At 65.5% G+C, this 14,265-nt stretch carries 8 protein-coding genes; 5 read left to right on the forward strand and 3 right to left on the reverse strand.

Translation table 11 applies throughout. The annotated features are described in order from the left end of the window. The first annotated feature begins 114 nt into the window (after positions 1-114). Together HP546_RS15155 and HP546_RS15160 are read left to right on the forward strand one after the other, a co-directional pair. Positions 115-7,623, forward strand: a complete 7,509-nt coding sequence (locus HP546_RS15155; RefSeq protein ID WP_172226870.1) for a type I polyketide synthase — start codon at positions 115-117, stop codon at positions 7,621-7,623. Continuing rightward, a complete protein-coding gene (locus tag HP546_RS15160; protein ID WP_172226873.1) occupies positions 7,624-8,976 on the forward strand; it encodes an aminotransferase class I/II-fold pyridoxal phosphate-dependent enzyme in 1,353 nt (450 codons plus the stop codon). A 77-nt stretch (positions 8,977-9,053) separates the two neighbouring features. On the opposite strand, the gene HP546_RS15165 is transcribed toward HP546_RS15160, so the two are convergent. Further along, positions 9,054-9,914 carry a DUF6279 family lipoprotein gene (locus HP546_RS15165; protein WP_172226876.1) on the reverse strand — a complete coding sequence of 287 codons (861 nt, stop codon included), beginning with the start codon at positions 9,912-9,914 and terminating at the stop codon, positions 9,054-9,056. A gap of 176 nt (positions 9,915-10,090) precedes the next feature. Here HP546_RS15165 and HP546_RS15170 point away from each other — a divergent pair, with 176 nt between their 5' ends. Then, on the forward strand, positions 10,091-10,927 hold the full coding sequence (locus HP546_RS15170; RefSeq protein ID WP_172226879.1) for a S1 RNA-binding domain-containing protein: 837 nt from the start codon (positions 10,091-10,093) through the stop codon (positions 10,925-10,927). Here HP546_RS15170 and HP546_RS15175 read toward each other — a convergent pair whose 3' ends face one another. Together HP546_RS15175 and HP546_RS15180 are read right to left on the reverse strand one after the other, a co-directional pair. Next, entirely contained in the window at positions 10,928-11,308 is a 381-nt protein-coding gene (locus tag HP546_RS15175; protein WP_172226882.1) for a hypothetical protein, read from the reverse strand. Between the two features lie 173 nt (positions 11,309-11,481). Next, a complete protein-coding gene (locus HP546_RS15180; protein WP_172226885.1) occupies positions 11,482-12,954 on the reverse strand; it encodes a nitrous oxide reductase family maturation protein NosD in 1,473 nt (490 codons plus the stop codon). Positions 12,955-13,197: 243 nt separating this feature from the next. Between HP546_RS15180 and HP546_RS15185 the strand changes: the two genes are divergently transcribed. Both HP546_RS15185 and HP546_RS15190 read left to right on the forward strand, forming a co-directional pair. Beyond that, positions 13,198-13,377, forward strand: coding sequence for a CsbD family protein (locus HP546_RS15185; protein WP_172226888.1), 180 nt, complete (start codon positions 13,198-13,200; stop codon positions 13,375-13,377). Positions 13,378-13,533: 156 nt separating this feature from the next. Continuing rightward, positions 13,534-14,265: YihY/virulence factor BrkB family protein (locus HP546_RS15190; RefSeq protein ID WP_172226891.1), on the forward strand; the 732-nt coding region annotated here is incomplete at its 3' end.

Consider the following 14,265-nt stretch of genomic DNA (forward strand, 5'->3'; position numbering starts at 1 on the left):
ATACCCAGACAATCATCAGTGACATACAACGACCGGCCAATTTCATGGCCTGGCCAGGCATGCCGGCTGTCCGACGGATGGGACGGTGCCCGATGAGATTTGAAGGAATAGGTTTTGATCAAGCGTAGAAAGGTTGCAATCGTTGGCTGTGCTTACCGTTTTCCGGGTTCCTCCAATGCCGGCTTCTGGCAAAACCTGATGGCAGGGCGCGATCTGGTCACCCAGGTGGACCCATCGCGCTGGAACCAGAACGAGTTCCTGCACCCCGACAAGGCCAGCCCGGCTACCAGCTACACCTTCGCATCCGGCACCCTGGGTGATATCAGCGCTTTCGACGCGGGCTTCTTCAGCATCTCGCCACGCGAAGCGGCGATGATGGACCCACAGCAGCGCATGCTCCTGGAAATGTGCTGGGAAACCTTCGAGAACGCCGGGGTCAAGCCTTCCAGCCTGCGCGGCAGCAACTGCGGCGTGTACCTGGGCATTGCCGGGGTCGAGCAGTCGTACCGGCTGGTCGAGGACCTGTCGTCGATCGATGGCGCCACCGCCACCGGCAACACCATGAGCATCGCCGCCAACCGGCTGTCGTTCTTCTACGACCTGCGCGGGCCGAGCATGGCTATCGACACGGCGTGTTCGTCGTCGCTGGTGGCCTTCCATCAGGCCTGCCAGGCCATTCTCAGCGGGGATGTCGACCAGGCCGTGACCGGCGGCATCAGCCTGCACATGCACCCGTTCGGCTTCATGATCTTCGCCAAGGCGACCATGCTTTCGCGCACCGGGCGCTGCCAGTCGTTCGATGAAAACGGCGACGGCTATGCCCGTTCCGAAGGTGGCGGGTTGTTCCTGCTCAAGGACTACGACCAGGCGCTGGCCGATGGCAACACCATTCTGGCGGTGGTCGCGGCCAGTGCGGTCAACACCGATGGGCGCAAGTCCAGCCTTACCCTGCCCAACGCCGAGGCGCAGGCAGCACTACTCACGCGCGCCTATGCCCAGGCCGGCATCGCCCCGGAGCAGCTGGACTACCTGGAAGCGCACGGCACCGGTACCGCCGTGGGTGACCCGATCGAAACCCGCGCCATCGGCGAGGCGCTGGGCCAGGCGCGTGGCGCCGGCAACCCGCTGCCGATCGGCTCGGTGAAAAGCAACATCGGCCACCTGGAGGCCGCCTCTGGCGTGGCCGGTCTGATGAAGGCACTGAACTGCCTGAGCGAGCGCACCGTGCCCGCCACCATCGGTGTGCAGGCGCTGAACCCGAATATCGCCTTTGCCGACCTCAACCTGCAGGTAGTCACCGAGCCCCTGCCGCTGAAGGCGGATGGCCAGCTGACGGTGGGTGTGAACTCGTTCGGCTTTGGCGGCGCCAACGCCCACGTCATTCTGCAAAGCCCGGAACCGCAAGCGCCAGCGCCCGTACAGCCCAGTGCACGCCGGGTGCCGTTGCTGCTCAGCGCAAAAAGCGAAGAAGGCCTGCGCGCCATGGCCGAACGGTTTGCCGCCTACCTGGCCGAGCATCCCCAGGCCGATTACTACGATGTCGCCTACCAGGCGATGTTCCGCCGCGATGCACACAGCCACCGCCTGCTGCTGATCAGCGACAACGCGGCCGAAGCCGCCCAGGCTCTGGATGACTATGCCCAGGACCCGACCCTCAGCGAGCTGAGCGCGGTGCTTGAGGCTGGCCAGGCGCTGGACGCCGCATCGGCTCCGGTGTTTGTCTATTCCGGTAACGGTTCGCAGTGGCAGGGCATGGGCCGGGCGATGCTCGACCAGCCGCTGTTCGCTGCCGCCGTGGCCGAAGTGGACGCGCTGTTCCAGCCCCTGGCAGGCTATTCGCTGCGCGCCGAGCTGCTGGGTGAAAACGGCGAAGGCCGTTATGCCCGCACCGAAATCGCCCAGCCGGCTCTGTTTGCCCTGCAAGTGGCGGTTACCCGGGTACTGGCCGCCGAAGGCATCACCCCGGTCGCGGTCATTGGCCATAGCGTCGGTGAAGTGGCGGCAGCCTGGGCCAGCGGGGCGCTGAGCCTGGAAGATGCCACCCAGGTCATCTTCCACCGCAGCCGCCTGCAAGGCCTGACCCGCGGCAGCGGGCAGATGACGGCCGTGGGCCTGTCGGGCGAGGCCAGCGCGCAGCTGATCAGCGAACTGAAACTGGACGGCGGCCTGGTCGTCGCCGGTGAAAACAGCGCCCGCGGCGCCACCGTGGCCGGTGAAGTCGAGGCTTTGACGCTGCTCGAAGAGGCCCTGACCGAGCGCCAGGTGTTTGCCCGCCGCCTGGACCTGGACTACGCCTTCCACTCGCCGGCGATGAACCCCATCGAGCAGGCGGTCATCGCCGACCTTGCCCACATTCGTCCGCGTGCCACCCGTATTCCGTTCTACTCCACCGTGGTCGGTGGCGAGCTGGACGGCGAGCGCCTGGACAGCCACTACTGGTGGCAGAACATCCGCTTCCCGGTGCTGTTCCAGGGCGCGCTTGCGGCGCTGGTACGCAGCGGCCTGAACCTGTTTGTGGAGGTGGGTCCGCACGCCATTCTGCGCAGCTATGTCAGCGATGTGCTGGCCGAGTGCGAGCAGGCCGGCCAGGTGGTTGCCACCCTCAAGCGCAACGACCACAGCCCGCAGCTGCTCGAGCGCAGCGTGGCGCGGCTGCTGCTGGCCGCTGCCGAGCCGCAGTGGCAAACCCGCTTCCCGGTGGCGGGGCGCCAGCTGCGCTTGCCGAACTATGCCTGGCAGCGTGACCACTTCACCCTGCCGGTGAGCGCCGAATCCAACAGCCCGCTGGGCCGCGAGCGCGTGCACCCGTTGCTGGGCTACCCGGTAGCCGACCAGGCATTGACCTGGGAAAACCGCCTGGACACGCAGCAGTACCCAACCCTGGCCGACCACAAGGTGGGAGAGTCGGTGCTGTTCCCCGGTGCCGGCTTTACCGAGCTGGCCCTGGCTGTGGCGCAACTGCACCAGCCGGGCGAATTCGTCGACATCGAAGAGCTCGAGATCCACAACCCGCTGCTGCTCGGCAGCGAGGGCAGCAAGAAGCTGCGCGTGCAGGTCGAAGAGGCCGATGGCACGTTGCGCATCAGCTCGCGCACCCTGGCGCAGCGCGAAGACTGGGTGCAGCACGTGGTCGCCCGCCTGCCGGGTGAGGCCCGTGGCGTGCTGCTGGACGTTCGCGCGCCGGCGCTGCCAACCCGCCCGGCGGACTTTACCGGCGAGCAGCATCTGGCGCTGACCTGCGCGGTCGGCCTGAACTACGGCCCGGCCTACCAGACCGTGGCTGCGGCCTGGGTCGAGGACGAACGCGTGCTGGCCCAGCTGGCCGTGCCGGCTGCCATCGAACACGAACTGGCAGGCCTGCACCTGCACCCGGCGTTGCTCGACGGTGCCTTCCAGCTGATTACCGAGCTGCTTGCCAGCCGCCGCGGCCACAACGATGGCCTGGCGTTCATCCCGGTCAAGCTGGGGCGCATTGCCTTCACCAATGCCGGCGGCGTGCCGGTGCTGGCCGAGGTGCGTCAGCGCAAGCGCACTGCGCATTCGCTGCTGGTCGACTTCACCCTGTTCGATGCCAGCGGCGCTGCCGTGCTGGCGATCAAGGCCGCGCGCATGCGGGCCGTGCGCCTGCAGTACGACCGCAGTGGCGAGATCAAGCGCATGGGCCATGTGGGCCTGGCGGCCCCAGGCAAGGTGGTGCCACTGCAGCGCCATGCCGTGGCCCGCACGCCGTTGGCTGACGCCTTGCAGCGCCTGGCCGACGAGCCGGCACAGGTGCGCTACCTTAACGAAGTGGAGCCATTGCTGGACGTACTGTGCACCAGCTTCGTGGTGGATGCCGTCGAGCAGGCCGGTGGGCGCTTGAGCGCCGAGCAGGTCGCCGTGTGGTCGCAGGCCCAGGGCGACTTCCTGGCGGCCTTGCTCGGTCACGCTGAGCAAGACGGCAGCTTGCTGCGCAGCGCCGATGGCGGCTGGCAGCTGGCCGATCTGGGCGAGCGCCCGGCCTCGGAGGCGATCTGGCAGGAGCTGTTCCAGAGCTACCCCGAGTACTTCCAGATCATCCATTCGGTGGGCCGTATCGGCCGCCACCTGCCGGCGTTGCTCGATGGCAGCCAAGCGTTCGAAACCCTGCAACCGCGGGAAACCAGCGGCGCCAGTCTGACGCGCCTGGTGCTGGGCGCGGCAGGGCAGCAGCACCTGCTGAGCGGCATCGGCCAGACCCTGGCCGCGCGCCTGGCGCAACTGCCCGCGGGGCAGCGCCTGCGCGTGCTGGAAATCGGCTTTGGCGGCGCTTCGTTCGCCGAGCTGCTGTACGCCGGCCTGGATTTCGACCGCATCGATTATGCGTACTGCGTTGCCGAGCCTGAGCTGGAGCAACGTCTGCGTGACGATTGCCCGGCGCTGAATGTGCTGGGCATGGAACAACTGGCCGAAGCCGGCAGCTTTGATTGGGTGCTGGTGCCCAGCGACCTTGGCGCACTTGGCGCGGTGGGCAATGCCCTGCGCCTGGCCAGTGCCCAGCTCAACCCACACGGCCAGCTGGCGCTGCTGGGGCAGTACCCGGCGCGTTGGGCCGATTTCGTCTTCGGCGCCCAGCCAGAGTGGTGGCTGGCCGGCCCGCAACAGGCGTTGTCGCGCCAGCAAGGCCCGGCGTTCTGGAGCCACGAGCTGCAGCGCCACGGCCTGACTGGCCTGCGCACGTTGGATGCCTTGCCGGGCAACGCCTGTGGCAGCTACCTGTTGCTGGCTGACAAGCCGGCGGGTGCTGACGCTGACGAACCCTTGGCGGTGCAGCGCTGGGCCGTGCTGGCCGAAGCCGGGCAGGCTGCAGCCCTGAGCCTGGCCGAGCAGCTGCGCGCCCACGGCCAGCAGGTCGACCTGCTGCAGCCGGGCGATGCGCAGGCGCTGGCGGCGCAGCTTGGCGCCCTGGCCCAGGCCCCGGAGCATGTGCTGCACCTGGCCGGGTTCGACAGCGCTGCCGGCCTGGATGGCCAGGCCGAGCGCTGCCTGCAGGCTGCCGCGCTGGTGCAGGCCTGTGAGTCGCTGGCCATCGCCCCGCAGTGCTGGCTGTTCAGCCGCGGCGCTGCCGAGCACCTGTACAGCGCCGATACCGCCACTGATGTTGCGGCGATCGCCGACGCCGCGTTGTGGGGCTTTGGCCGCACCCTGGCCAACGAGTCGCCCAGCTGCTGCATTCGCCAGCTCGACCTGGGCCACTTGGCGCCGGTCGAACTGGCCGTGCCAGCGCTGCTGCACGCCGACAGCGAAACCGAGCTGGCCCTGGATGCCCAAGGCCGTCGTTACGTGCCGCGCCTGCGGGTGCTGGCCGGTCAACCGCGCAACACGGGCAGCGACGCGCAGTGGGTATGCCTGGGCTTCGACCTGCCCGGCCAGTTGCGCAACCTGCGCTGGGAAGTGCGCGAGCCGCGCCAGCCGGCGGCGGACGAGCTTGACATCGCCGTGCGCGCGACCGGCCTCAACTTCCGTGACGTGATGTTTGCCTTGGGCCTGCTGTCGGACGAAGCCATCGAAAACGGCTTCTCCGGCCCCACCCTGGGCTTCGAGTTTGCCGGTGTGGTGCAGGGCAAAGGCGCCGAGGTAGTCGGTGATTTCGCCCCGGGCGATCGCGTGGTGGGCTTTGGCCCGTGCAGCTTCGCCAACCGCCTGGTGACCAACGCCAACGCCGTGGCCCGTATCCCCGAGGGGATGTCGTTCGAAGCAGCGGCGACCATTCCGAGCACCTTCTTCACCGTGTACTACGCGCTGCATCACCTGGCGCGCCTGGAACCCGGCGAAAAGGTATTGATCCATGGCGCTGCGGGGGGTGTCGGCATTGCTGCCATCCAGATCGCCAAGTGGCTGGGTGCGGAAATCCATGCCACTGCCGGCAGCGACGAGAAGCGCGACTTCCTGCGCCTGCTGGGTGTCGAGCACGTGTACGACTCGCGTTCGCTGGCCTATGCCGACCAGGTGCTGGCGGCCACTGGCGGGCGTGGTGTGGACGTGGTGCTCAACTCGCTGGCCGGTGAGGCCATCAACCGCAACTTCCAGGTGCTGAAGCCGTTTGGCCGCTTCCTCGAACTGGGCAAGCGCGATTTCTACCAGAACACCCGGATCGGCCTGCGGCCGTTCCGCAACAACATCAGCTACTTCGGTATCGATGCCGACCAGTTGATGAGCGAGCGCCCGGCACTCACTCGTCGGCTGTTCGCAGAAATGATGGGCCTGTTCGCGCAAGGCATCCTGCACCCGTTGCCGTTCCGCGAGTTCGACGCCAACCAGGTGGTTGAAGCCTACCGCTACATGCAGCAGGCACGGCAGATCGGCAAGGTGGTGGTGACCTACGCCAACCCGATCCAGCAGACCGTCGACACCCGTGCCCAGCCTGCGCAGGCGCTGCAGCTTGGCGCCGATGCCAGCTACCTGGTTACCGGTGGGCTGGGCGGCTTTGGCTTGCGCACCGCGCAATGGCTGATCGACAAAGGTGCCCGCCATCTGGTGCTGCTCGGCCGTCGTGGCCCTGCTAGTGCCGAAGCCCAGCCGCAGCTGGCACTGTGGCAGGCCCAGGGTATCGATGTGCAGGCCGTGGCGTGCGACATCACCGACCGCGAGCAACTGCGCGGGGTGTTCCAGCGCATCGCTGCCAGCCCATGGCCACTGCGTGGCCTGGTGCATGCCGCGACGGTGATCGACGACAGCCTGATCCGCAACCTGGGGGCAGACCAGCTACGCCGCGTGCTGGAGCCCAAGGCCAAAGGTGCGCAGTACCTGCACGAACTGGCCCAGGGCCTGGCGCTGGACTTCTTCGTGATGTTCTCGTCGGCCACTACCCTGTTCGGCAACCCCGGCCAGGCAAACTACGTGGCGGCCAACCACTGGCTGGAAGCCTTGGCGCGGCACCGTCGCGCTCAGGGCTTGGCGGCCACGGCGGTGTTGTGGGGGGCGATCGACGATGTCGGCTTCCTGGCCCGCAACAGCCAGATCAAGGACGCCCTGCAAAGCCGCATGGGTGGCGCGGCGCTGCGGGCCGAGGCGGCCCTGGCGCAGCTCGAGGCCATGTTGCTGGACGGCGACAACGGCCACGGCGTGCTGGAGCTGGACTTCAAGGCGCTGTCGCGCTTCCTCCCAAGCGCCACTACGCCGCGCTTTGTCGAACTGGCGCGTGCCTATGGCGGTGACCAGGAGGACGAGGGCAGCGGCGAGGACATCCAGCGCATGCTGGCAGAGCTGGACGACGCCGAGCTGCTGGAGCGCTTCGCCGACATGCTCAAGCACGAGGTGTGCGAGATTCTGCGCCTGCCGCCGGCGCGCCTGGATGCCCAGCGCCCGCTGCAGGAGCTGGGGCTCGACTCGTTGATGAGCGTCGAGCTGGTGGTGGCGCTGGAGGAGCGGTTCGGAATTCGCCTGCCGGTGATGGAGCTGAGCGACAGTTCCAGCATCGACAAGCTGGCCGCCCGGCTGCTGGAGCTGCTGCGCGGCGAGGCGGGCAGCAGCGAAGAGCAGCTGGCGCAGAATGTGCTTGCCCGCCATGGCAGTGAGCACAGCGCCGAAGAGTTGGCGCAGATGAGCGCAGCGCTGGCCGACACCAGCGCGGCCCCCAACCGACTGATTGATCAAGAGCGTTGAATGACAGCCAAAACCCCGACCGGCCTTGCTGGTGATGCCAAGCAACGCCTGATCCAGCAAGCCCTCGAACGCCGCCGCCATTCGGCTGGCGCGGGCGAGCAAGGCGCCACCCTGGAGCAGGTGCAGCAGGCTGCCCTGAAGGTGCCCGAGGCGCACTATCGCTTCGACCAGCACCCGGGGTACCAGCAGCTGCGGGTGATCCAGCAGAGCGGCCTGCGCCTGGGCCTGAGCAACCCGTTCTTCCGCCTGCACCAGGGTACTGCGGGTGCGCAAACGCAGATTGGCGAGCGCGAATACCTCAACTTTGCCAGCTACAACTACCTGGGTTATTCCGGCCACCCGCGCGTGGCCGAAGCGTCCAAGGCCGCCATCGACCGCTATGGCACTTCGGTGTCGGCCAGCCGCCCGGTTTCGGGTGACCGCCCGCTGCACCGCGCGCTTGAGCGCGAACTGGCCAGCCTGTACGAGGTCGACGATGCGGTGGTGATGGTCAGTGGCCACGCCACCAACGTCACCACCATCGGCTACCTGTTCGGGCCGCGCGACCTGGTGGTGCATGACGAGCTGATCCACAACAGCGTGTTGCAGGGTATCCAGCTGTCGGGTGCCCGCCGTTTGAGTTTTGCCCATAACGACTGGCAGGCGCTGGACCGTTTGCTGGGTGAGCAGCGCCAGCATTTCGAGCGGGTGCTGGTGGTGGTGGAAGGCATCTACAGCATGGATGGCGACTACCCCGAGCTACCCCGGTTCGTCGAGCTCAAGCACAAGCACAAAGTGTTTCTGATGGTGGATGAAGCGCATTCGCTGGGGGTGATGGGCGCTACCGGCAAAGGCATTCGCGAGCACTTCGGGCTGGCGGGTAATGACGTCGACATCTGGATGGGCACACTGAGCAAGACCCTGGCCAGTTGCGGCGGCTACATTGCGGGCAGCACAGCGCTGATCGAGCACCTGAAGTTTCTGGCACCGGGCTTTTTGTACAGCGTCGGCATGCCCCCGGCGGTGACGGCTGCTGCATTGGCGGCGTTGCAACTGCTTGCCGATGATGCGGCGGGCGTGGCCAAGGTGCAGGCACGGGGTGAGCTGTTCCTGCGGCTGGCGCGTGAAGCCGGACTGGACACGGCGACCAGTACGGGCTTGGCGGTGATTCCGGTGATTACCGGCAGTTCGTTCAAGGCGGGGCGGTTGTCCAGCGCTTTGTTCGAGCGCGGGATCAATGCCCAGCCGATCCTGTACCCGGCGGTGCCGGAGCATTCGGCCCGGGTGCGGTTCTTTGTGTCTTGTGAGCATACGGAAGAGCAGATTCGGCATACGGTCGCGGTGGTGGCGGAGGAGATGGCGCGGTTGGGGTGAGATTGCTGCCAGGCTTGGTGAGGTAGCTGTGGGCGCTGGCTTGCCGGCGATAGGGCCGGGGCTGGCGACCCATTTCTTCAACCCTGCAAACACTTCAACTCACTGAAATTCGTACGCACCTTGCTCAACCGCTCCTGCAACACCCGCCGTTGCTGCGCTGTGCTCTGCTGCACCAGGTCTACCAGCAGGCTGCGCGCCTGCTGCTCGGTATTCTGAAACGCCTTGCGGTACCCCGGCGTCCACAAGCTTTCCTTGCGCTGCAACAAGGTCGCCAGGCGCGGCTCGAAGCTGGCGTCGTTGCGCTGGTTCATCGCCAGCAGCAGCTGCTGCTGCCAGTGGGCGCGGTTGGCGATCCATTCGCGGTTCTGGTCGCCCAAAGCCTGCGACCAGGCTTGAACGCGTTGCTTCTGCGCAGGCGTCAGCTCGCCAAACCACGGGGTCAGGCGTTTTTCCATGCGTTCGGTGCGGCGGGCGATCTGTTTGTCCAGCGGGGTGTCCACATACTGCTTCTGTCGCTCGCTGATGTCGTCGCGAAAGGCATCGCGCATCTCCGCCACCTGGGCGTCGCTCATGCCGCGCAGCAACTCGGTGGCCGACGGGGTGATTTCCTCGGCCACCCGGCCTATCGCTTCGCGGGCTTCACGGGTGCGCTGCTGCAGGGCCTGGTCGGTCACCTGGCCATCGGCGACCATGTCGCGCACTCGGTCCAGCCAGTCCAGGTACCCGGGTAGTTGAGTCTTGCAATGCCAGGCCAGGTGCTCTTTCAGGCGGTCGTCGAGCATCGCTTTCTGCTCACGGTTCATGTCCAGGTAGTCGCCCAGCGACCACGGCACCAGCCGGTCGAGGTTGCGGTAGGCCAGGTCGATACGGCTGCAACTGACCAGCGCCAGGGCGAAGCCGAAGGCGATGAGCAGGGCTTTGGACAGGCGTACAGGCATATGCTGATCCTTGCAGTGGCGGCCAATCGGTAGACGTAAGGGTAGCCGTACGGTTCCACTGCAGTGCTGCAATGGCGGTTCCTTCCATCACCGATCAGGGGGCAACCGTCCGGAAGCTTTGACACCACCCCGTGTCTATCCGGAGAATACCCCCCTTGTCTTGAGGATCATCAGAAATGGCTCTGCTTGGGCGTTACAACAGCTTGCAAATCGTGAAGCACGTGGACTTCGGCCTGTACCTGGACGGCGGCGCCGATGGCGAGATCCTGCTGCCGGGGCGCTACATCCCGAAAAACGCCGAGACCGAAGTCGATGACTGGCTGAACGTGTTCATCTACCTGGACAGCGAAGACCAGCTGATCGCCACCACCGAAAAGCCCAAGGTGCAGGTGGGCGAGTTCGCCAGCCTCAAGGTCAAGGACATCAACGGTGCCGGCATCTTCCTCGACTGGGGCCTGTCCAAGGACCTGCTGATGCCCTACTCGGAAGAGGCGCGGCAGCTGAAGATCGGCGATTACTGCGTGGTGCATGTCTACCTCGACAAGCGCACCCGCCGTATCACCGCCACCTCTCGCCTGGACCGCTACCTCGATGTCACTCCGGCCGACTACAAGGTTGGCCAGCCCGTCGAGCTGCTGGTGGCCGGCGAAACGCCGATGGGCTTCAAGGCCATCATCAACAACCGCCATTGGGGCCTGATTCACAAGAACGAGGTGTTCAAGTTCCTGCGCTCGGGCATGCACGAAAAGGGCTTCATCAAGGAAGTGCGCCACGACGGCAAGATCGCCCTGAGCCTGCAACCGGTCGGCGCTGCCCTGGCCGACAGCCTGCAGGAGCAGATCATGGCGCGCCTGGAAGCCGAAGGTGGGGTGCTGGCGGTGTGCGACAAGAGCGACCCGGCGCTGATCAGCAAGCTGTTCAACGTCAGCAAGGGCAACTTCAAGAAAGCCATTGGCGCACTGTTCAAGCAGGGCCTGATCGTCATCCATGACGATCGCATCGAAAAGGCCTGATCAGGCCTGGACGAAGTTGCGGAAGTCCAGCTGCTCGCCACCCGGGCGGGTGTCGCGCAGCAGCGAGTCGCGGTCGGCGCTGAGGGCCAGGCTGATGGTGGAGCGGCGCTTGCCCGGCTTGCGCACTTCCATCTGCTCCAGGTGAGCCTTGAGGAAGTTGGTGGGCACCTTCAGGTGCTGCAGTTCGTCGCTTTCCGGCGTGTGCAGCAGCAGGTTGACCCAGTCGGCCTGGCCCTTGCCCAGGAGCGCCACCGGCACTTCGAACCACCACAGGTTGCGTTTGTTGTCCAGGATGGCGAACAGGGTGTTGCTGCTGTTCAGCACCGGGCGGGCCAGTGCTTCGTTACGCCGGGCGATGGCGGCGGGTTTGTCGAGTTTCATGCAGGTTCCTGCGGGTTGACGCTATGAAGGCCTGCATTGTGAGGGGTGTCGGGTAGTGGGGCAAGGTCTGATGGCCCCATCGCCGGCAAGCCAGCTCCCACAGGTACCCCACATTTTTCAAGGCCTTCGGTGATCCTGTGGGAGCTGGCTTGCCGGCGATAGGGCCAGTTGCCTTAGCGACGAACCGGCAGGCTCAACTCGGAAGTAGCCCCATCAGCAGTAGTCACAGTCGCCGTAAAGCTGCGCAACTCACCCATGTTCTCCAGCACCTGGGCAAACCGCGCCTGCCCCCGGGTGTCGCTGTTCACCAGCACCTCGCCAAGATACTGCTCGGCCTCGGTGCCATCCGCCTCGGCATTGCCAAAGAACTCCACCCGCAACAGGCTCGACGCCGGCCCGTGCACCTCGCCGCGCAGCAGCTCGCCTTCGAGCGCAATCAGCCGTGGCGCCTGCTGGTCATGGTTGGGTAGCGGCTGGCACGGTTTGGGCTCTCCTTTGCCGTCACAGATGATCGCCTGTTCCTGCTTCGGCAAATCGGCCCCGACCCCACGCGACCCTACATACAGCGCATGCGCCTGGGCCGGTACGCCAAACACGATGGCACCGGTGCGTTGGTCGGGTACACAGGAACCACCTGCCTCGCAGCGGCGAATGTCCTGGCTGTTCCCCCAGATGCGGTTGCCACTCAGGCGCGTGGCGGTTACTTCCGGCTCCGGGCGCAGGGCTACGCCAATGCGGTTGCCGTGGATCAGGTTGCCGTCGAGGATATTGCCCTCGCCGGTGACGCTGACGCCGATCGAGTTGCCGCTGAAGGTGTTGGCCGCCAGGTAGTTGCGCTTGCCCCAGTTGATCTGCAGGCCGTCGGAGTAGTTCTCGAAGCGGTTACGGACCACGCTGTTGTCGTTGCCCAGCAGGATCTCGATGCCCTGCGATGGCTCGGGGTTGGCAGCCGTGGAGCGGAACAGGTTGTCGGCCACCAGGTTGAACGCCGCGCCGCGGGTCAGCTCCAGGCCGTCGCCGTTGTCGATCAGCTGGTTGCGCAGCACCTTGTTGTTATTGGTGGTGGTGGCGGTGGGGTTACCGGCACCGTCATCGCCGGTCAGCATGATGCCCGCACCGCCTTTGTTGGCGACGATGCGGTTGTCTTCGATGACGTTGCCGCTGGCGCGGTTGACCAGGATGCCGATGCAGAAATTGCGCACCTCCAGGCCGCTCAGGTGCACGCCCTGGGTATCGCGCAGCACCAGGCCGGGGTTGGTGGTGGTGCGCACGTTGGTGCCGAACTGGCCCGGCAGGGCGCCAGGGCAGGTACGTACGCCCTGGTCCTTGATGTACGCCGAACCGTCGATGGCGATGTACTGACCATCGCGCGCCCAGGGCAGGCCGGTGATGCGCACCGGGCCTTTGATTTCCGGCAGCGCGCGGCTGGGGCGGATTACGTAGGGCGGCTTGCCGACGGCGGCGATGTCGATGCGGTAGTGGCCGGGGTTCTGGTTGCTGGTTTCGATCGCCCAGCGCAGCGACCCGGGTTGGCCGTCGTCGGCGTAATGGTCGACGCGCAAGGTTTCGGGGCTGGTCGGTGCAGCGGCAAGGGTGGGCAGGGGCAGCAGTGGCAGCACGGCCACCAGCAAAGGCATCAGACGCATGGGTGCGGGTATCCGGAAAGCTTTGTTTTTATCGAGGGTCAGCCTGCATCGGGCGGACGTTTGCGGGGATTCTAGGGCAGCGGCGGCGGCAGCGTAGTGGCACAGCGGTGATTTGGTGCGATATTCGCCCGCAGTTTTACCGCTCGGCTTCTCGGTGGAAAATTCGTTGAAACTCCTGGCGCAGGCGTTGGGTCCACCTTCTGTCGACACGGTTCACGTGTCTCCATTTGCAGGAGTTTTGCCATGAGCGGTACTAAAGACAAAGCGAAGGGCTTGGCCAACGAAGCAATCGGCAACGTGAAACAGGGTGTTGGCAAGGTGACTGGCAGCGACAAGCTGCAGGCCGAGGGCAAGGCGCAGGAAATCAAAGGTGAAGGGCAGCAGATCAAGGGTGATATCAAGGATGCGGTGAAGAAACCTTGATTTGAGGTGGCCTGAACCGGCCTCTTCGCGGGCGTGCCCGCGGACAGGCCGGGATTGGCGTAGGCAATTTCTTCAATCATGGACGGGAGCAGCACAGCAAAGGCGCGGTCTATTAGACTTGTCCGTTGAATCGATCGAGCGGCGAAAGGAGACGCTATGATTTTTCCCGCCCTGCAGGGCCTGTCCTTGCACCGCGTGCTGGTGCGCACCGTCAAGGAATTCCTTGACGACGAGATGTCCACCTACGCCTCTGCGCTGGCGTACCAGGCATTGTTCTCGCTATTTCCCTTCCTGCTGTTTCTGATTGCCCTGATTGGTTTCCTGCACCTGCCGGACTTCTTCTCCTGGCTGCGCCTGCAATCCGAACTGGTGCTGCCGCCGCAGGCACTGGAGCAGGTAAACCCGGTGATCGATCAACTGCAGCAATCCAAAGGCGGGCTGCTGTCGGTGGGTATCGTGATTGCGTTGTGGACTGCCTCCGCAGGTGTGCGCCTGATGATGAGCGCGATGAACGCTGCCTACGACGTACCCGAAGGCCGCCCGGTATGGAAGCGCATCCCACTGTCGATTTTCTACACCATAGGCCTGGCCGGCATGCTGCTGGCCGCCGCCGCGCTGATGGTGCTGGGGCCGCAGGTGATGGAGTGGATCGCCTCGCAGATCGGCATGCAGGAGTTCATCGTCACGCTGTGGACCATTCTGCGTTGGCCGGTGATCGTCATCCTGCTGATGGTGGCGGTGGCGCTGATCTATTACGTGATGCCCGACGTGAAACAGAAGTTTCGCTTCATCACGCCAGGCTCGGTGCTGGCGGTGGTGGTGTGGATCGTGGCTTCGCTGGGCTTTGCCTATTACGTGAAGACCTTTGCCGACTACAACGCCATGTAC

The sequence above is a fragment of the Pseudomonas sp. CM25 genome (assembly GCF_013179705.1).
In the GTDB taxonomy this organism is placed as follows: Bacteria; Pseudomonadota; Gammaproteobacteria; order Pseudomonadales; family Pseudomonadaceae; genus Aquipseudomonas.

Coding starts and splice junctions, on each gene's coding strand:
- HP546_RS15160 (WP_172226873.1), top strand. CDS start 7,624: ATGACAGCCAAAACCCCGACCGGCCTTGCTGGTGATGCCAAGCAACGC.
- HP546_RS15165 (WP_172226876.1), bottom strand. CDS start 9,914: ATGCCTGTACGCCTGTCCAAAGCCCTGCTCATCGCCTTCGGCTTCGCC.
- HP546_RS15170 (WP_172226879.1), top strand. CDS start 10,091: ATGGCTCTGCTTGGGCGTTACAACAGCTTGCAAATCGTGAAGCACGTG.
- HP546_RS15175 (WP_172226882.1), bottom strand. CDS start 11,308: ATGAAACTCGACAAACCCGCCGCCATCGCCCGGCGTAACGAAGCACTG.
- HP546_RS15180 (WP_172226885.1), bottom strand. CDS start 12,954: ATGCGTCTGATGCCTTTGCTGGTGGCCGTGCTGCCACTGCTGCCCCTG.
- HP546_RS15185 (WP_172226888.1), top strand. CDS start 13,198: ATGAGCGGTACTAAAGACAAAGCGAAGGGCTTGGCCAACGAAGCAATC.